The 17,818-nt window shown below is 74.3% G+C and carries 16 protein-coding genes; 8 read left to right on the top strand and 8 right to left on the bottom strand.

The features are described from left to right. Positions 1-21: 21 nt before the first annotated feature. The gene (locus ACZ4V6_RS04125) at positions 22-198 is read right to left on the bottom strand and encodes a hypothetical protein (protein ID WP_189229309.1); all 177 of its coding nucleotides are present in this window, start codon (positions 196-198) and stop codon (positions 22-24) included. Between the two features lie 179 nt (positions 199-377). Here ACZ4V6_RS04125 and ACZ4V6_RS04120 point away from each other — a divergent pair, with 179 nt between their 5' ends. The 7 genes from ACZ4V6_RS04120 to ACZ4V6_RS04090 all read left to right on the top strand — a co-directional run bounded on the left by ACZ4V6_RS04120 (position 378) and on the right by ACZ4V6_RS04090 (position 9,627). Then, entirely contained in the window at positions 378-1,571 is a 1,194-nt protein-coding gene (locus tag ACZ4V6_RS04120; RefSeq protein WP_467822327.1) for a spore photoproduct lyase family protein, read from the top strand. Positions 1,572-1,661: 90 nt separating this feature from the next. Then, positions 1,662-2,225, top strand: coding sequence for an MSMEG_1061 family FMN-dependent PPOX-type flavoprotein (locus ACZ4V6_RS04115; protein ID WP_467822326.1), 564 nt, complete (start codon positions 1,662-1,664; stop codon positions 2,223-2,225). Positions 2,226-2,325: 100 nt separating this feature from the next. After that, positions 2,326-3,186: an ABC transporter ATP-binding protein gene (locus tag ACZ4V6_RS04110; RefSeq protein ID WP_467822324.1), complete on the top strand. Its 861-nt coding sequence runs from the start codon at positions 2,326-2,328 to the stop codon at positions 3,184-3,186. Beyond that, the gene (locus tag ACZ4V6_RS04105) at positions 3,183-4,166 is read left to right on the top strand and encodes an iron-siderophore ABC transporter substrate-binding protein (protein WP_467822322.1); all 984 of its coding nucleotides are present in this window, start codon (positions 3,183-3,185) and stop codon (positions 4,164-4,166) included. The genes ACZ4V6_RS04110 and ACZ4V6_RS04105 overlap by 4 nt, the downstream gene beginning before the upstream one ends. Positions 4,167-4,173: 7 nt before the next feature. Continuing rightward, positions 4,174-6,243: an iron ABC transporter permease gene (locus ACZ4V6_RS04100; protein WP_467822321.1), complete on the top strand. Its 2,070-nt coding sequence runs from the start codon at positions 4,174-4,176 to the stop codon at positions 6,241-6,243. Between the two features lie 279 nt (positions 6,244-6,522). Continuing rightward, positions 6,523-7,848: a lipase family protein gene (locus ACZ4V6_RS04095; RefSeq protein WP_467822319.1), complete on the top strand. Its 1,326-nt coding sequence runs from the start codon at positions 6,523-6,525 to the stop codon at positions 7,846-7,848. Between the two features lie 291 nt (positions 7,849-8,139). Next, the gene (locus ACZ4V6_RS04090; RefSeq protein WP_467823115.1) at positions 8,140-9,627 is read left to right on the top strand and encodes an MFS transporter; all 1,488 of its coding nucleotides are present in this window, start codon (positions 8,140-8,142) and stop codon (positions 9,625-9,627) included. Here ACZ4V6_RS04090 and ACZ4V6_RS04085 read toward each other — a convergent pair. Beyond that, positions 9,591-10,526, bottom strand: a complete 936-nt coding sequence (locus tag ACZ4V6_RS04085; protein ID WP_467822318.1) for an EamA family transporter — start codon at positions 10,524-10,526, stop codon at positions 9,591-9,593. The genes ACZ4V6_RS04090 and ACZ4V6_RS04085 overlap by 37 nt on opposite strands. Before the next feature lie 204 nt (positions 10,527-10,730). Here ACZ4V6_RS04085 and ACZ4V6_RS04080 point away from each other — a divergent pair, with 204 nt between their 5' ends. Further along, complete coding sequence (locus ACZ4V6_RS04080) at positions 10,731-11,483, top strand: hypothetical protein (protein ID WP_467822317.1); 753 nt, start codon at positions 10,731-10,733, stop codon at positions 11,481-11,483. 18 nt (positions 11,484-11,501) lie between these two features. Here the strand turns inward: ACZ4V6_RS04080 and ACZ4V6_RS04075 are convergent, their stop codons facing one another. From ACZ4V6_RS04075 to ACZ4V6_RS04050, 6 genes are all read right to left on the bottom strand, one after another. Further along, entirely contained in the window at positions 11,502-11,984 is a 483-nt protein-coding gene (locus tag ACZ4V6_RS04075) for an MSMEG_6728 family protein (protein WP_467822315.1), read from the bottom strand. A 254-nt stretch (positions 11,985-12,238) separates the two neighbouring features. Further along, the gene (locus tag ACZ4V6_RS04070; protein ID WP_467822314.1) at positions 12,239-13,120 is read right to left on the bottom strand and encodes an SDR family oxidoreductase; all 882 of its coding nucleotides are present in this window, start codon (positions 13,118-13,120) and stop codon (positions 12,239-12,241) included. 29 nt (positions 13,121-13,149) lie between these two features. Beyond that, entirely contained in the window at positions 13,150-14,769 is a 1,620-nt protein-coding gene (locus tag ACZ4V6_RS04065) for a phytoene desaturase family protein (protein WP_467822313.1), read from the bottom strand. After that, on the bottom strand, positions 14,762-15,253 hold the full coding sequence (locus ACZ4V6_RS04060; RefSeq protein ID WP_467822311.1) for an SRPBCC family protein: 492 nt from the start codon (positions 15,251-15,253) through the stop codon (positions 14,762-14,764). Before ACZ4V6_RS04060 ends, ACZ4V6_RS04065 begins: the two co-directional genes overlap by 8 nt. A gap of 163 nt (positions 15,254-15,416) precedes the next feature. After that, positions 15,417-15,848 (bottom strand): hypothetical protein, encoded by a 432-nt coding sequence (locus ACZ4V6_RS04055; protein ID WP_467823112.1) that lies wholly within the window; start codon positions 15,846-15,848, stop codon positions 15,417-15,419. A gap of 244 nt (positions 15,849-16,092) precedes the next feature. Next, complete coding sequence (locus tag ACZ4V6_RS04050) at positions 16,093-17,370, bottom strand: cation:proton antiporter (RefSeq protein WP_467822309.1); 1,278 nt, start codon at positions 17,368-17,370, stop codon at positions 16,093-16,095. Between the last annotated feature and the right edge of the window lie 448 nt (positions 17,371-17,818).

Genomic DNA, 17,818 nt, shown 5'->3' with positions numbered 1-17,818 from the left:
GCCGGGGCGCGGGGCGGTGACTCAGCGGCGGCGCCCGCGCGCCGCCCAGCCGCTGCCTATCCCGGCGACGTGCAGGGCCAGCAGGGCGAGGCCGATGAGCATGACGTTGGTCGAGGTGAAGACGTCGTTGGTCGAGATCTCCGCCGCGTTGATCAGCCAGGCGATGAGGAACAGAACCGCCGCGATGATGGCGAGCACGGTGTACACCCCTTCGGATCGGTGGCACCGGGCCGGTGCCGTGTCACGCGTATGCCCCCGACGGGACGGGTGACACGGCGTACGGCACCGCGCGCTCTCGTACAGTGGAGGGACCGGGGCCTTCCGCGGCACGCCGAGGCCGGGAGGGTCCGTCCTGGCACTCGCGCACCGGAGCTGACATGCACGACCCGTCCACCGCACCGGACGACGGCTCCGGCACCCTGTTCGGCCTCGACGCCCTGTCGCCCGCGTCCCCGGCGGCCGCGCCCTCCGCCACGCCCGTTCCCGGTCCGCTCTTCCGGGACTCGGCCGCGGCCCGCCGGCTGCTGCCCGTGCGCGAGATCCACGCCGAGCCGGCCGCCGCGGGGTCCCCGCGCGGCCGTCAGGTCGTCGCCCGGTTTCCCGACGCCCGCGTGATCGAGGTCGACTCCCACTGGCACATCCCCGGCCTGCACGGCAACGAGGGCAACGTCGAGCGCTGGGTGCGGGTCAAGGGCGAGACGCTCGTACTGGGTGAGAAGAAGACGCTGACCACGCGTCCCAACGGGCGCTCCGCGGACTGGATCGCGCCGGGCGCCTCCAACGGCTGCGCGATGGCCTGCGCCTACTGCTACGTGCCCCGGCGCAAGGGGTACGCCAACCCCGTCACCGTCTTCACCAACATCGACCCGATCATCGCCCACCTCGGCCGGCACATCGCCCGCCAAGGACCCAAGACCGAGCCGAACCAGTGCGACCCCGAGGCCTGGGTGTACGACATCGGCGAGAACGGCGACTGCTCGGTGGACGCCCTGATCTGCGACAACACCGCGGACCTGGTGCACGCCTTCCGGCAGTGGCCGACGGCCAAGGCGTCCTTCGCCACCAAGTTCGTCAATCCGGACCTGCTCGCTCTCGACCCGCGGGGCCGGACCCGGATCCGCTTCTCGCTGATGCCGCCGGACGACTCACGGCTGCTCGACCTGCGCACCTCCCCGGTCGCCGAGCGCATCGCCGCGGCGGGCGACTTCCTGGACGCCGGGTACGAGGTGCACTTCAACCTGTCCCCCGTGGTCGTGCGACCGGGCTGGGAGGAGGCCTGGGCGGAGCTGCTGAGGCATCTCGACGACGTGCTGCCGGACCGGGTGAAGCGGCAGGCCGCCGCCGAGGTGATCATGCTGACGCACAACCGGGAGCTGCACGAGGTCAACCTCGGCTGGCACCCGCGGGCGGAGGAGACGCTGTGGCGGCCGGACCTCCAGCAGGCCAAGCGCTCCGAGAACGGGGCGCTCAACGTGCGCTACCGCAACGACGTCAAGGCCGACGCGGTCGCCCGGCTCCGTGCGCTGATCGCCGCCCACGCGCCCTGGCTGCGCATCCGGTACGCCTTCTGACCCGCCGGCCGGTTAGGTAAGCCGAACCTAACGTCAGTTAATGTGCTGCGTGCAACCATCCGCCCGGAGCACACCTGTGGGGAGTCGGCCTTGCCGCACGCGATCGACACGACCGGAGAGCGGCCCGGCGCCGTCAACGACCAGGGGTGGACCGAGGTCGGCTCCCGCGCCGAACTGCGCGAGCTGCTGGGCGAGCCCTGGCCCGTCGTGATCGACAAGGTCCATGACCGGCTCACGGACGACGACCGGGGCCTGCTGGCCCGCTCCCCCTTCTGCCTGCTCGCCACCTCGGACGCGGACGGCAACTGCGACGTGTCGCCGCGCGGCGACGCCCCGGGCTTCACGCACGTCCTGGACGCCGGGACCCTCGCCCTGCCGGACCGGCCGGGGAACCGGCGGGGGGACAGCTTCCACAACATCCTCGACAACCCGCACGCCGGGCTCCTGTATCTGATCCCCGGCGGCAAGGAGGTGCTGCGGATCAACGGCCGGGCCCGTGTCCTCACGGACGCGCCGTTCTTCGACGCGATGGCACGGGACGGCCGGCGCCCGGACCTGGCGCTGCTCCTGGAGATCGACGAGATCTACCTCCACTGCCCGCAGTCCCTCAACCGCGCCGGGTTGTGGAAGTCCCTTACCTCACAGGCGAGTTGACACCACACCCAGAAGGCCCGGCCGGGCGCGCGCCCTCGCGGCCCGCGGGGCCCGCACCCCCCGTCACCAGCACTTCTTAGGTTAGGCTAACCTTCGTCATGTGAGATCTGGTGAAGTCGCAGCCGGTACCCCGCGCCTGCGGGGCCATGAGCTGTCGGCCACGGGCGTGACCGTGTCGTACGACGGCGTCGATGTCGTACACGACGCCGCGGTCGGGCTCAGGCCCGGTGAGGTGACCGTCCTGGTGGGTCCGAACGGCAGCGGGAAGTCGACGCTGCTGCGGACGATCGCCCGGCTGCAGCGGGCCCGCAGGGCCACGCTCAGCATCGACGGCACCACCGACGGGCTGGCGCTGACGGCACGTGAGTTCTCCCGCCACGTCGCGCTGCTGACGCAGGGCAGGCCGACCCCCGGTGGGCTGACCGTGCGGGACGTCGTCGAGTTCGGCCGCTATCCGTACCGGGGCCGCTGGGGCCGGCCGGATCCGGACGGTCCGGCCGCCGTGGACCGGGCACTCGCGCTCACCGGGGTCGACGGCCTCGCCGACCGCGGTGCCGACCACCTGTCCGGCGGACAGTTGCAGCGGGTCTGGCTGGCGAGCTGCCTCGCCCAGGAGACCGGCGTCCTGCTCCTCGACGAGCCGACGACCTACCTGGACCTGCGCTACCAGATCGAACTCCTCGACCTCATCCGCGACCTGGCGGACGACCACGGGATCGCCGTCGGAGTCGTCCTGCACGACCTCGACCAGGCGGCGGCCGTCGCGGACCGGATCACGCTGCTCGAAGCGGGCCGGATCGTCGCCGACGGCCTGCCCGAGGACGTCCTGACGCCGGAACGGCTGACCGCCGTCTACGGCATCCGGATCGACGTCGACACCGACCCCTTGACCGGCCGACTGCGCACCCGCCCGATCGGCCGCCACCACATACGAACCGAAAGGCTCGGCACCACCTCATGAGACGCCTCCTGCTCACCGCGGCAGCCGCCACCGCCGCGGCGCTGACCCTCGCCGCCTGCGGCACCACCGAACCCGCCGCCGACAAGACGGAGAAGAGGGCCTCCGAGGCCATCACGCTCAAGGACGGCAAGGGCACCGAGGTGAAGCTCGACGGCCCGGCCACCAAGGTCGTCGCCACCGAGTGGAACGTCGTCGAGAGCCTCGTCCAGCTCGGTGTCGACCCGGTCGGCGTCGCGGACGTCAAGGGCTACCGGACCTGGGACACCGCCGCCCCGCTGAAGAACCAGCCCAAGGACATCGGCACGCGCGGCGAGCCGAGCATGGACACCGTCGCCTCGCTCGCCCCCGACCTGATCGTCGCCACCACGGACCTGCCGCCGGCCGCCGTGAAGCAGCTGCGCGAGGTCGCCCCGGTGCTGGAGGTCACGTCCGCCGACGGCACCGACCAGATCGGCCAGATGCTCGAGAACGTCGACCTCATCGCCAAGGCCACCGGCACCACCGACAAGGCCAGGACGGTCCGCGACGGCTTCGAGGCGAAGGTCGCCGAGGGCAAGAAGGCCTTGGCCGACGCGGGGTTGGCCGGCAAGGAGATCGCCTTCGCCGACGGCTACGTCACCTCCAACCAGGTCTCCGTCCGCCCCTACACGGCGACGTCCCTCATCGGCGAGGTCAACGAGGCGGTCGGCCTGAACAACGCCTGGAAGGTGAAGGGCGACGAGGCGTACGGTCTCGGCTCCACCGACGTCGAGGGACTGACCGCCCTGCCCGGGGACGTCCAGTTCGCCTACATCGGCAACGACGACGACCCGAACGCCACCCCGTTCACCGGCGCGCTGGCCAAGAACTCGGTCTGGAAGTCCCTGCCCTTCGTGAAGGCCGGCGACGTGCACCGGCTCGACGACGGCATCTGGATGTTCGGCGGCCCGGCCTCGATGTCGGCGTACATCGACGCCCTCGTCGGCGCGCTGACGAAGTAGCGGGGTCATGGCCGTCACCGCAACGAAGCCCGCCGCCCGTCCGTCGACGGCTCCCACGTCCCGGCCGGGCGCGGCCGCGGTGACGGCCGGGCTCGTCCTCCTGGTCGCCGTCCTCGCGGTCGTGGACATCACCCAGGGCACCGCCGCCGTCGGACCGGCCGAGGTGTTCAAGGCCCTGACCGGGCGGGCCGACCCCGACGACGCGTCCGTCGTCGTCGCGTCCCGGCTGCCGCGCATGACCGCCGGTCTCCTGGTCGGCGCCGTGCTCGGCGCGGCCGGCGCCGTGCTCCAGGCGGTCAGCCGCAACGTCCTCGCCTCGCCCGACACCCTCGCGGTGAACGCCGGTTCGTACCTGGCCCTCGGGCTGGTCGGCGCCACCGGCGTCTCGCTCCCCATGATCGCCTCCTCCGGTGTCGCCTTCGTGGGCGGCCTGGCGGCGGCGGCCGTCGTGCTCGGCCTGTCCGGCCTCGGCACGGGCACCGTCCGGCTCGTCCTGGCCGGCACCGCGCTGATGCTGGGCCTGAACTCCGTGACCGAGGGACTGCTGCTCCTGTTCCCGGAACAGACCGAGGGCCTGTACCAGTGGAACCAGGGAAGCATCGCGCAGAACGGGTTCGACGGCGTCCTGCAGATGCTGCCGGTCGCCGCGGCCGGCCTCGCGGGCCTGATGCTGACCGCCCGCCGGGTCGACGCGCTCGCCCTCGGCGACGACGCGGCACGCGGCGTGGGCGTCCCGGTGCGGGCCACGCGCGTCACGGTCGTCGTCCTGGCGGCGCTGCTGTCGGCGGCGGCGGTCACGCTGGCCGGCCCCATCGGCTTCGTCGGCCTGGCCGCACCCGCCCTGGTGCGCCCGCTCGCCCGCCGGTACCGCGGCTTCGCCCGTTCCCGCGCGACCCTGCCCGTGGCCGCGCTCGGCGGCGCGGCCCTGGTGCTCGGGTCGGACGTGCTGCTGCGGGCCCTGGTACCGGACGACCTGTCGGTCGCCGTGCCCACGGGCGTCGTCACCAGCCTGGTCGGCGCCGTGTTCCTGGTCGTGACGGCACTGCGGCTGCGGGACACCGCGGGGGCCGGGGCACCGGACCGGCTGCGCATCCCGAGCCGGGCGGCGTTCCTCGCGACGGTGGCCGTCCTCGTGGCCGTCCTGCTCGGCCTGCTCGTCGCCGCCGTCCTGGTGGGCGACAGCAAGCTGCTGCTCGGTGACGTCGTCAACTGGGCCCAGGGGAAGGCCGGGCGCACCGTTTCCTTCGTCCTGGACACCCGGGTGCCACGGGTGCTCGCCGCGCTGGGCGCCGGTGCGGCCCTCGCCCTGTCCGGCACGCTGGTACAGGCCGTCACCCGCAATCCGCTGGCCGAACCGAGCGTCCTGGGCGTCTCCGGCGGGGCCGCGCTGGGCGCCGTGCTCCTCGTGACGACCGCGCCCGTCGCCGGCGGCTGGGAGGTCGCCGGAGCCGCGTTCGCGGGGGCCGGCGTCGCCGCGGTCGTCGTCTTCGGGCTCGCCGCGCGGGGCGGTTTCCGGCAGAACCGGCTGGTCCTCGTCGGCATCGGTGTCGCCGCCGCGACGACGGCGCTGATCAGCCTGCTGATCGTGCTCACCGACCCGTTCAACGCCACCAAGGCGCTGACCTGGCTGTCGGGTTCCACCTACGGGCGCACCCTGCCGGACGTGCTGCCGGTCGCCCTGGTGCTGGCCGTGGGCACGGTGGTGGCGGTGGCCCGGCGCACGGAGCTGGACCTGATCTCCCTGGACGAGGACACGCCCCGTCTGCTCGGCCTGTCGCTGGGCCCGGGCCGCCTCGGGTTCCTGGTGCTGAGCGTGCTGCTCAGCGCGACCGCCGTGGCCTGCGCGGGGACCATCGGCTTCGTGGGCCTGGTGGCTCCGCACGCGGCGCGCGCCCTGGTGGGCCGGCGACACGTGCGGGTCGTCCCGGTGGCGATGCTGCTGGGCGCCGCGCTCGTCTGCACGGCCGACCTGCTGGGCCGCACGGTGATCGCCCCGGCCCAGCTCGGCGCCGGGCTCATGACCGCGGTCATCGGAACGCCGTACTTCCTGTACCTGCTGGTGCGCAGCAGGCGGTAGCGGCACGGGGGCCGCGCAGGGAACCGGCCGGTGGAAGGGGTGGGTCACGGTCCGTCGCCTCGTGGACGTGGTGACGGACCGCCGGCCGGTGCGGCAGCGCTCGCCGGGTGGCCGCTGTAAGACAGCTTGTCAAGTTACTGAACCGTAACCTCTCGCATGCTACCCGCGGTAACCCTCGGCCGGTTACGGTCCCGACACCCACAGCAGCAGCGCGACAGACGGCTTCTCACCCGCCCGGACCGGCGGACAACCGGTCCGGCCCTTCCCCAGGAGTTCGCCATGCCCGCACGTCCACGCATGCTCGCCGCGGCCGTCGCCGCGGTGCTCGCGCTCGGCGCCCAGGCCGTACCGGCGGCCGCGGCGGACGGTCCCGCCCCGGTGGTGTCCCGCGGCGTCGAGATACCCGCGTTCTACACCCCGCCCGCCACGCTGCCCGACGCCGACGGCGCCCTGGTCCGCAGCGAGCCGCTGCGCCTCGCGCTGAGCCTGCCCGGCCTGGGCGGCCCCCTGCCGGGACGGGCGACCCGGCTGATGTACAAGTCCACGGACTCGAACGGCGAGCCGGTCGCCGTGACCGGCGCCTACATCGAGCCGACGGCCCGCCGGCACGGCGGCGGGCCGCGCCCGCTGGTCGTGGTCGCCCCCGGCACCATGGGCCAGGGCGACCAGTGCGCCGCGTCGATGGGCCTCGAACACCCGTTGCGGCTGGGCACCGAGACGGTCTCGATCGGGTACGAGGACCTGTCGGTCTACCGGCTGCTGGCGCGCGGCGTCGCGGTCGTCGTCACCGACTACGCGGGCCTCGGCGCCACCGACCGGCTGCACACGTACGTCAACCGCGTCGACGAGGCCCATGCGGTGCTGGACGCCGTGCGTGCCGTACGCGCCCTGGACTCGGCGTCGGTCACCGCCGCGTCGCGGGTGGGACTGTTCGGCTACAGCCAGGGCGGCGGGGCCACGGCCGCCGCGGCCGAACTCCAGCCGTCCTACGCCCCGGACGTGGAACTGGCCGGCACCTACGCGGGTGCCCCGCCCGCGGACCTGGCCAAGGTGATGGAGGCGATCGACGGCAGCGACCTCGCGGGCGCCCTGGGCTGGTCGCTCAACGGCTTCCTCCAGTCCGAGCCGTCCCTGCGGCCCATCGCCGAGCGGTACGTGAACGCCGCGGGCGAGAAGGCGCTGGAGGACCTGTCGACCATGTGCATCGGCGACGCCCTCTTCTCCTACGGCGGCGACGAGAGCACGGCCTGGACGAAGACCGGGCAGTCGCTCGGCGACATCGTCCGGGCCGAACCCGCGCTCCGGGCGTTCCTCGACGAGCAGCGCATCGGCACCTCCAGGCCGAGCGGACCGGTGCGCGTGGCGACGGGCGTCGGCGACGGCCTCGTACCGCACGGACAGGCCCGTCAGCTGGCCGTCGACTGGTGCCGCAGGGGCGGCCAGGTCACCTACGCGCCGGTTCTGCTGCCCGGCGTCGGCAGCGGTCTGCTCGACCACGCCGCCCCACTGCTCGCCGACCAGGGCGCCGCCATCTCCTGGCTCACCGACCGGCTGGACGGCGAGCCGGCCGGTTCCCACTGCTGGGCCATGCCCGCACAGCCCTGAGCGGCCCCGCACCCCCTCGCGCGCCCCGGCGGCCGACCGCCGGGGCGCGCGCACGTTCGCCCAGAAGTTCGAATCCGCAAAACGGCACGGGCGCCTCCACGGCCCCGGGCGGCCCGGATCCGTCCGACAGCCGGTGTGACCCGCGCGAACACGGGCAGCAGCCCTGACATGCGTCGGACGATCGTCGCGGCGCAGAATTCGCTCAGGCGAAACGTGGTGAAGCAACAGAAAGGCAGCAGCGTGACGGACGCGAAGCCTGACGGCCGGTCCGGCCCCCTCGGCCGGGTCAAGATGCCGAGCACGGTCGCGGCCCTGCCGCGGCAGGTACGGGAGGAGCTGGCCCACCGGCTCCGCCGCAACAAGCGGGCCTTCCGCGAGGAGGACGTCCAGGTCGTCGAGAAGCCCCTGCTCAAACGCGCGGTCGGGGCCTCGGCGCTGGGCAACTGCATGGAGTGGTTCGACTTCGGTGTCTACAGCTACCTGGCGGCCACCATCGGCAAGGTGTTCTTCCCCGGCGCCTCCCCGGCCGCCCAGGTCATCTCGTCGTTCGCCACCTTCGCCGCCGCGTTCGTGGTGCGCCCCCTCGGCGGCCTGGTCTTCGGCCCCCTCGGGGACCGCATCGGCCGGCAGAAGGTGCTGGCCACCACCATGATCATGATGGCGGCCGGCACCTTCTGCATCGGCCTGATCCCCAGCTTCGCCACCATCGGCATCGCCGCGCCGATCCTGCTGCTGCTCGCCCGGATGGTCCAGGGCTTCTCCACCGGCGGTGAGTACGGCGGGGCCACCACCTTCGTCGCCGAGTACTCGCCCGACCGGCGGCGCGGCTTCCTGTCCAGCTGGCTCGACTTCGGCACCTTCGTCGGCTACGCCCTCGGCTCGGCCCTGGTCACCGGCCTGAACCTGTGGCTGACCGACGCCCAGATGCTCTCCTGGGGCTGGCGGCTGCCGTTCCTGATCGCCGGTCCGCTCGGCGTCATCGGCCTGTACATGCGGCTCAAGCTGGAGGAGTCCCCCGCCTTCCAGCAGCAGCTCGACGAGCACGAGAAGAGCCTCGCCCAGGAGTCGGCGGGCACCGAGTTCAAGACCATCGTCAAGGAGCACTGGCGTCCGCTGGTCCTGTGCATGGGCATCGTGCTGCTCTACAACGTCACCAACTACATGGTCACCGGCTACCTGCCGACGTACCAGACCGAGACCCTGGACCGCTCCAGCGGCTTCGCCGACGTGCTGGTGCTGATCGGCATGCTGTGGATCGTCGTCCTGATCACCTTCCTCGGCCGGCTCAGCGACCGTGTCGGCCGTCGCCCGCTCTACGCCGTCGGCGCGGCGGCCATGATCGTCCTCGCGGTACCGGCGTTCCTGCTGCTGAAGTCGGACGGCACCGTGGCGCCCGTCCTCGGGGTCCTGATCCTGTCCACGCTGCTGGCCTGCTTCGCCGCCCCGAGCGCGGCCACGCTGCCCGCCCTGTTCCCGACCGCCGTGCGCTACGCGGCCATGGGCATCGGCTTCAACTTCGCCGTCGCCGCCTTCGGCGGCACCACGCCGCTGGTCACCGAGGCGCTGGTGAGCATCACCGGCGACGACCTGATGCCGGCCTACTACCTGATGCTGGCCGGCGCCATCGGTCTGGTGACGGTCAAGTTCCTGCCGGAGAGCGCCCAGGTGCCGCTGCACGGCTCGCAGCCCATGGTGGGTTCCCGGAGCGAACAGCGGGAGCTGATCAGCACGTCCGCCGACCTCTACACCTTCTCCAAGGAGCGCTCGGCGAACCGGTGACCGGTCCCGGTGCGGCCGCGGCGGCCGCACCGGGCCAGGGCTCCCGACCCCGCGGCCACCCCGGCGAACACCAGGGCACTGCCCACCGCCTGGGCGGCACCGTAGGTCCCCGTGCCGACGAGCGGCGCCGTGGCGACGGCGGCGACCGGGATCAGGCCGGAGAACAGCGTGGCGCGCTCGGCCCCGATGCGCTGCATGCCCATGTACCAGCACACGAACCCGACCACGGTGACCACCACGGCCTGCCACAGCAGCGCACCGGCCTCCACCGCGTCCGGCCGCCGCAGCCACCCCGCGCCGTCGAGGAGCACGCCGGCGAGCGCCGACTCGACGGCGGCGATCCCGCACACCACCGTGGACAGCAGCCGCGGCCCCAGAGGGCGCAGGACGGGCACGGCGAGGACCGCGAACCCGACCTCTCCGGCCAGGGCGCACACGGAGAAGGCGATGCCCGCCGCGTCGGTGCGCCCCCAGCCCTGGACGGTGAACGCCCCGAGGGCCACGAACGACGCCCCGTACAGCACGGCGCGCTGCGGCCGGCGTCCGTCCAGGAGGGGGACGAGGACGGCGACGAGGACGGGCGCGCAGCCCACGAGGACACCGGGGACCGCCGGTTCGGCGGTGCGTTCGGCGGCGAGCACGGCCAGGTTGAAGCCGACCATGCCGACGGCCGCCAGCAGGGCCAGCCGGAGCCACCGGCCGGCCCCGAGCGCGCGCAGCCGGGCCGCCGCCCCCCGGCCGGCGAGCGGGACGAGGAGCAGGAAGGCCAGTGCGTAGCGCAGGAACTGGCCGCCCGCGTACGGATAGCCGCCGAGCAGGCTGTTGGCGGTGAAGGACCCTCCGACGAGGACACAGGCGAGCGCGGCGAGCAGGGCCCCGCGCGTGGTGGTGGCGTTCATGACCACGACGGTAGAAAGCGCGGCGGCCCGTCGAGAGGTCCACTTCCCGGCCGCTGTCGGGGACCAATTCACCGAGGGGCTCCTTCACACGGGAAGCACGGATCCCTCATCGCGTGAGGGACGCGGGAACCGGGGTATTCGGAACGCTCCGGCGCCAACACGCCGGAATCACAAGGCAATTGGTGTTTCGAGAAGGGACCGACAGTGCGCACCAGAAAAGTGGCGACCGCCGTGGCGACCGCGAGCGTCTCGCTCGCCCTGCTCGCCGGCTGCGGCGACGGCTCCGGTGACGACGACAAGCCCTTCGAGGGGCAGAGCGCCGACGCCGTCGCCGCGAAGGCGGTCGAAGCCACCCGTCAGGCCGAGTCCGTGCGCATGAAGGGGGACACGCGCCTGCCCGACGGCAGCACCCTCGCCATCGACGTCGCCGTCGACCAGGAGAAGAACTGTCAGGGCACCATCGACACCGGCAAGGGCAAGGCCGAGATCCGGCACACCGACGCGACGCTCTACCTGCGCGGTGACGAGCAGTACTGGCGGACCGCGCTGCGGCAACAGCCCGACGCGGCCGAGCGGGTGGTGCCCGAGCTGCAGGGCAAGTGGGTGAAGATGCCGGCCGACGACGCGTCCCTGGCCGGCGTCTGCGACAAGCAGGGCTTCGTCGCCGCGATGGACGAGGACAAGTCCGAGCGCAAGGGCCTGCGGCGCGGCTCCACGACGGAGGTGGACGGCGAGGACGCGCTGCAGCTGACGAAGAAGACCGCGAAGGGCGAGCAGCTGGACCTGTACGTGGCCACGGAGGACGACCCGTACATCCTGCGCACCACGACCGAGGGCGGCGCAAACCCGGGCAGCATGACGTTCAGCGACTACAACGAGCCGGTGCGGCCGGAGCAGCCGCCGGCCGACCAGACCGTCGACATGAAGGAACTCGCCGGCGGCCGCCAGGCGTCCTGACGGCCGCGGGCCCCGTCGTCACGTTCCCGTCCCCTCCGGCTCGCGGTCCGAGGCCGGCCACACGTAGGGCAGGTCGTCCGGGACGCCGGGGAACAGTCCGGCGTACGCGTCCGGGTCCTTGCGCACCAGCGCCGACCGGTGGCTGAGGTGGAAGGCGTCGTCCCCGAGCCAGGGCGGCAGTTCCCCGGCCTCCGCGAGTTCCGGCTGGTCGCGCACGGGGGCGCCGGGGCGGGCGGCGGCGAGCTGGGCGACGAGCTGGGCGGCGCAGCCGTCCTGGTGCCCCCGGTCGCGCCAGACCCGGCAGATCTCCAGGCCGTAGCGGACGAGCGCCTCCTCGTAGCCGATCCACATGCGCACCGCGGGGTGCCGGCGCCAGCCGTAGCCGGGGACGGTGAGGCCGCGCAGCACCTGGAGCGCCTCGACCCGCTGCTTGCCCAGCCGGCGGCGGTCCAGGACGAGCGCCGACTCCCGGAAGCCGGGGTGGGGCAGGAAGGTCTGCACGGAGCCTCCTCCGGTCGGCCGGGGCCCGCGCCGCGTCGGCGCGGGTCCCGGCGTCGTTCGGCGTGGGCGAGGTCGTCGCGCCACGGGCGGCCGGCCGGATCCGCCGGGGGCGGCGGGCTCCAGGGCCCTCGTCCGCCGTCGCCGGCCGTACTGACGCGCATCCGGCTCCTCTCCTCGTCGGTTTTGCCGGCGAGTCCCGCCGGCCGCCTCGGCGGTTCCCGCGGGCCCGCCCGGCGCGTGCGCCGCGTACGGCGCTACGCCCGGGGTCCCCGCGCCTCGCGGTCGGCCCGCCCGCCCGTGCCGAGCGGGCCGGTGGCGCCCATGTCGCCCGCGGCCTCCAGCCCGGGCAGGTCGCGGCGGGACACCCGCATGACCGCGGCGGGCAGGGCGGGACGCGCCAGCTGCGCCAGGCGCAGCCATCCGGGCACGTACACGGACGTGCGGCGGCGTTCCACGGCGCGCACCAGGCGGGCGGCGACGAAGTCGGCCGGGTAGGTCCGGCGGGCCGGGGCGGGCATGTGGGCGCGCAGCTCGCGCAGGACGGCGTACCGGTCGGCGTCTCGGATCATGTCGGTGTCGATCCAGTTGAGGTAGGCGATGCCCACGGCGACCCCGTGGTGCGCCACCTCGGCGCGCAGGGCGTGGGTGAAGGCCTCCACGCCCGCCTTGGAGGCGCAGTAGGCGCTCATCATGGGGGCGGCGCCGAGCGACGCGGTCGAGGCGATCTGGAGGGAGTAGCCGGAGGTCCGGAACAGGTCCGGCAGGAAGGCGCGCGCGGTCTGCGCGCTGCCCGTCAGGTTCACGTCGACGACACGGCGCCATTCGGCCGGGTCGGACCCGGCGAACGGCCCGCCCTCCGCGATGCCGGCGTTCGCCACCACGACCGACGGCGGCCCGAGGCGCCCGCGCACCTCGTGCGCCGCGGCGTCCAGCGCGGCGGCGTCGGTGACGTCCACCTCCAGGGCGAGCGCCGGGGCCGGCAGGGCCGCCGCCACGGCCTCCAGCCGGGCCCTCTCGTGACCGAGCAGCGCGAGCCGGGCCCCCCGGCGGGCGCACTCCGCGGCCAGTGCGGCGCCCAGTCCGCGCGCGGCACCGGTCACCACGACGGTGCGGTCGCGCAGCGGACTGCCCGTCACCGGTGGGCCTCCGCGTGGCCCGAGGGCGGTCATCGCTTGTCACCGACCCGGTCGCGGCGGGTCAGGAGGCGCTGGATCCGGGTGGGGCCGGCGAGCCGGTGCCGGCGCAGCGCGGCCCGTGCGGCGTTGGCGCCGGGCGCCCCGTGCACACCGCCTCCCGGGTGGGCTCCCGCGGAGGCGAGGTAGAGACCGGCCACCGGTGTCTCCGGCCGCCCGGTGCCGGGCACGGGCCGGAAGAAGAGCTGCTGGTGCATGGCGGTGGTGCCGCCGTTGATGGCGCCGCCGTGGAGGTTGGCGTCCATCGACTGGAGGGTGGGCGGGGCCAGGACGCGGCGGGCCCGGATCAGGGAGCGGAAACCGGGGGCGAAGCGCTCCACCTGGCGCTCGACCCGGTCGGCCATGAGCTCCTGCTCCTTGGCGTCCCAGCTGCCGCCGATGCCCTCGTCGCCCGCGTCGCCCCGGATGTCCTGCGGGACGTGGGTGTACGCCCAGGCGGACTCGGTGCCCTCCGGTGAGCGGGACGGGTCGGTGGTCGTCATCTGGCCGAACAGGGCGAAGGGACGGTCGGGGACCTGGCGCATGGCGATCTGGGCGGCGAACCGGGTCAGTTCGTCGATGCCGTCGGCCAGGTGCACGGTGCCGGCGCCGGCCGCCCGGGCGCACCGCCAGGGCACGGGGCCGTCCAGCGCCCAGTCCACCTTGAAGGTGGCGAAGTCCCACTGGAAGCGCTCGAGGTCGGCGAGGACCTGGCCGGGCAGGTCCCCCGGGTCGACGAGTGACCCGTACAGGGCGGGCACGGACACGTCCGCGAGGACGGCCCGCCGGGCCGCGACCGTCTCTCCCCCGGCCGTGCGCACGCCCACCGCGCGCCGGTCGCGGACGACGACGTGGTCGACGCGCTGCCCGCAGCGCAGGGCGCCTCCGCGGGAGCGCAGCCGGCGGACGAGGGCCTCGGTGAGCGCGCCGGAGCCGCCGGCCGGCACCGGGAAGCCGTAGGTCTGGCCGAGCATCGTCATCAGCCAGCCGAAGCCGCCGCTGCCCGCCGCCTCGGGCGCGAGGTCCGCGTGCAGGGCGTTGCCCGCCAGGAGCAGTCTGCCGCCCTCGCCGCGGAACTCCTCCTCGCCCAGACGGCGCACCGGCAGCACCAGGGTGCGGGCCAGCCGCAGTCCGCCCGCGCCACGCAGACGCAGGGCCAGCCGGGCGGCGGCCCTGACCGGCGGGAAGGGGGTGAACAAGGCGTCCAGGATGTCGGCCCGGTAGCGTTCCCAGACGTCGTGCAGGCGGTGCCAGGCGGCGCCGTCCCCGGGCGCGAAGGCGTCGAGGGAGGCGGCGGTGGTGCCGACGTCGCGGTCGAGGACCGCGCACGTGCCGTCGGTCAGGGGGTGGGCGACCACGTGGGGCGCGTGGGCCCAGCGCAGTCCGTGCTCCTCCAGCCGCAGGCCGGCCAGCACCGGGGAGGCCGCGGCGAGCGGGTAGAAGGAGCTGAACAGGTCGTTCACGAAGCCGGGGGCGACCTCGCCGTCGTGGCGCACGGCCCCGCCCGGCTCGGGCTGCTCCTCCAGGACCTCCACGCTCCAGCCGGCGTCCGCGAGGAGGTTCGCCGCGACCAGTCCGTTGGGACCGGCGCCGATCACGACGGCGTCAGGCATGGCCGGCTCCCTGTTCGGGCGCCGGGGCCGGGTCCGGCCGGCTCCGCTCACCGGCTCCGTCCTCGCACAGCCTGGCCAGCCGGGCCAGCATGGCCCGGTGCCTCAGCTGGATCAGCGCTTCGACGCCCATGTTGTGCAGCATTCCGCCGGTGCCCCGCAGCGGATGCTCGTCCACGATCACCAGGCACTGCTCGCCCCAGGGCCGGAGCTCGATGGCGATCCGCGCCGTGCCGAGCGGGCCGGCGATCGCCTCGAGTTCCAGCACGGACCCCTCCTCGCAGCGTCTGACGACCGTCTCGTTGCGCAGGCGGACCGGCCCGAGGCCCACCTCGTAGGAGATCGCGGCGCCGACCTGCGGCCACCGTCCCCGCTTGGGGGCGGAGGACGACGTGCCCACGACCCAGTCCGCGTACCGGGTGCCGTCCGCGAGGACGTCCCACACCGCCTGCGGAGTCGTCTTGATCAACCGATGCCGAACCGCCACGCACGCCTCCACTCAGAGAGCCCGGTCAGGACTCAGCACTGAGTGCCCCGTCCGCGGGAAGCCAACCGGGGCGGAGGGGACACTCCGGATACGGCACCGCCGTATCGGCATGGACCTGATCAGACGGCGTGGCCGGCCCCGGAGCGGCTCCGGGACCGCCGTGTCACAGGTCGCCGGCTGCCGTCGTCCCGGGTCCGGATGCCGTCGTCAGCCGGCGGTAGGCGGCGCGGGCGTGGACCAGCCGGGCCAGTGCCGTGCCGACGAGGGCCGCGCCGAGGAGGCACGCCAGCCAGGCCGTGTCCCGGCGTCCGGCCCAGGTGAGGGTGCCGGCGGGCGGGATGGCGAAGCCGTTGAGGGAGAGCCAGCACAGAAGGGCCGTTCCCGGCGCGGCGGTGAACCTGGCGCACAGCCCGAGCAGGGCCGCCAGGAGGGAGAGCACGGCCAGCGCGAGTCCCGGACGGCCGGAGCCCACGGTGCCGTTGAGGAGCGCCACCAGGACGAGCGCGCCGGCGAAGGCCCCCGCCCACACCAGCGGAGCCGCGACGGGCCGGGGGACGGGTCTGGCACCGCTGCCCAGGGGCACCCACTCGATCATGCTCACGGCTCCTTCCGCTCCCGGACGGCCACGCCCACGGCACCGCCCCTGCGGGCAGATTGTCCCACTGGGGCACGGGCGGTCCGGGGGCGGTGCGGCCCGGGCGCGGGCGACGAACCGTCAGGAGTGCCGCCGGGCGCGGAGATCCGCCGGCCCGTTCCCGTCCCGACGGCGGCATCGTCGTGGTCGCCCCCGACGGCGGCTCCCGACGGGCCGGCACCGCGCCGCCGGTTCCGCCCGGTCCCTACCGTTCGGCGTCCGCGCGGGCCGGCACCGGCGCGGCGGCGTCGGCCGCCGCGTCCTCCCCCGGCCGGTCCCGCGCCGGCCGCTCGGGGGCACGGCCGCCCGGCAGCAGTCGCCGCCCGGCCCGCAGGGCGCCGGCGAGCACGTACGCCCGTCCCGCGACGACGGGGCCGAGGACGGCGAGGACGAGGACGTAGCCGGCGATGAAGGGGGCGAGCCGTCCGTCGAGTCCGGCGCCGGCGGCCATGGCGGCCAGGATCAGCGCGAACTCCCCGCGCGCCACCAGGGTGGTGGCGATCTCCGCCGCCGGTTCGGAGCCGTAGCGGTACACGCGGGCCACGCACAGTCCGGCGACGACGTTCATGACGAGGGTCAGTGCCGCCGCCGCGGCGACCGGTCCGGCGACGGAGGCGAGGTCGCCGGGGTCGATGGCCAGTCCGAAGGCGAAGAAGAAGATCGCCGCGAAGGCGTCGCGCAACGGGTGCACCAGTTCCCGGATCCGTGGCCCCGAGGGGGTTCCGGCGAGGATCAGGCCGACCATGAAGGCGCCGATGGCGTCGGCGACGCCGAGGAGTTCGGAGACGCCGGCGACGAGGACGGCGGCGCCGAGGAAGCTGATGACGAGCAGTTCGTCGTCGCGGGTCGCGATCAGGCGTCCCACGAGCCGGGTGCCCCAGCGGGCCGCGACGGCGAGCACCAGCAGGAACCCGAACGCCTTGCCGGCCTGCAGCGCCATGTCCGCGACCCCGTGGGCGCCCGCGACGATCGGCTGGAGCGCGGCCAGGTACAGCGCCAGGAAGATGTCCTCCACCACGATGACGCCGAGGATGAGGCGGGTCTCCGGACGCCCGATGCGGCCCAGGTCGATGAGGATCTTGGTGACGATCGCGGAGGAGGAGATGCCGAGGACGCCGGCGAGCACCAGCGCCTCCCGCACTCCCCAGCCCAGCGCGAAGCCGAAGCCGAGGCCGGCGCCGACGTTGAGCAGAAGGTAGACGCCGCCCGCGGTCAGCAGTCGTCTGCCGCCGCTCTTGAGGTCGTCGAGGTGGAACTCCAGCCCCAGGTAGAAGAGCAGCAGCACCAGTCCGAGGGCGGAGAGCATCTCGAAGTCGTGCGCGTCCTCGACCAGGACGAAGCCGGGTGTGTGGGGGCCGAGCAGGATGCCGGCCAGCATGAACAGGGGGATCGTCGGAAGTCCGATCCTGCCGCCGAGGCGGGCGAGGAACGCGGCGGCCAGGAAGGCGCCGCCCATGGCGAGCAGGGTGTCAGCGTGTCCCACGGGCCACCGCCCCGGGTCGCGTGGAGGGTCGGAAGGGCTTCGTTCGACGGTGAGTAATGCGCGTTCTCCTTCGTGTGCGTGTGCGACGCGGCCGGCCGTCCTGCTCCGGACGCCGCCGGCCACCGGCGTGAAGCGGCGCCGCTCCCGGACCCGCGGGGTCGTGGACGAGGCGGCGAGGGGGACGGGCCTCCGGCTCCGGGCCCGGTTCTCCGGGCCGCCGGTACCACCCGCGAACGGGCGGCGGGGCCGGGCTCCCCCGTGGCGTTCCCGGCCCCGGGGGAGCCCCCGGGGCGCGGCGCGGTTCCACGGTCACACGCGGCGTCCCCGGGCCTCCATCGGGGACGGCACCCAAAACCCTCGGTGGCCGACACCCATCACGGCCGCCCGGCCTCCGCGGTGCCGCGACGCGGTGTACGGCGGGGATGCGAGAGCACGGCGGAGAGGGAGC

It is taken from the genome of Streptomyces sp. NPDC029152 (assembly GCF_055564355.1).
This window is presented reverse-complemented; position numbering and strand designations above follow the sequence as displayed.

What these genes read in the sequence shown, in the direction of transcription:
- ACZ4V6_RS04120 (WP_467822327.1), top strand. Translation starts at nt 378, where the DNA reads ATGCACGACCCGTCCACCGCACCGGACGACGGCTCCGGCACCCTGTTC.
- ACZ4V6_RS04105 (WP_467822322.1), top strand. Translation starts at nt 3,183, where the DNA reads ATGAGACGCCTCCTGCTCACCGCGGCAGCCGCCACCGCCGCGGCGCTG.
- ACZ4V6_RS04100 (WP_467822321.1), top strand. Translation starts at nt 4,174, where the DNA reads ATGGCCGTCACCGCAACGAAGCCCGCCGCCCGTCCGTCGACGGCTCCC.
- ACZ4V6_RS04095 (WP_467822319.1), top strand. Translation starts at nt 6,523, where the DNA reads ATGCCCGCACGTCCACGCATGCTCGCCGCGGCCGTCGCCGCGGTGCTC.
- ACZ4V6_RS04090 (WP_467823115.1), top strand. Translation starts at nt 8,140, where the DNA reads ATGCCGAGCACGGTCGCGGCCCTGCCGCGGCAGGTACGGGAGGAGCTG.
- ACZ4V6_RS04085 (WP_467822318.1), bottom strand. Translation starts at nt 10,526, where the DNA reads ATGAACGCCACCACCACGCGCGGGGCCCTGCTCGCCGCGCTCGCCTGT.
- ACZ4V6_RS04065 (WP_467822313.1), bottom strand. Translation starts at nt 14,769, where the DNA reads ATGCCTGACGCCGTCGTGATCGGCGCCGGTCCCAACGGACTGGTCGCG.
- ACZ4V6_RS04055 (WP_467823112.1), bottom strand. Translation starts at nt 15,848, where the DNA reads ATGATCGAGTGGGTGCCCCTGGGCAGCGGTGCCAGACCCGTCCCCCGG.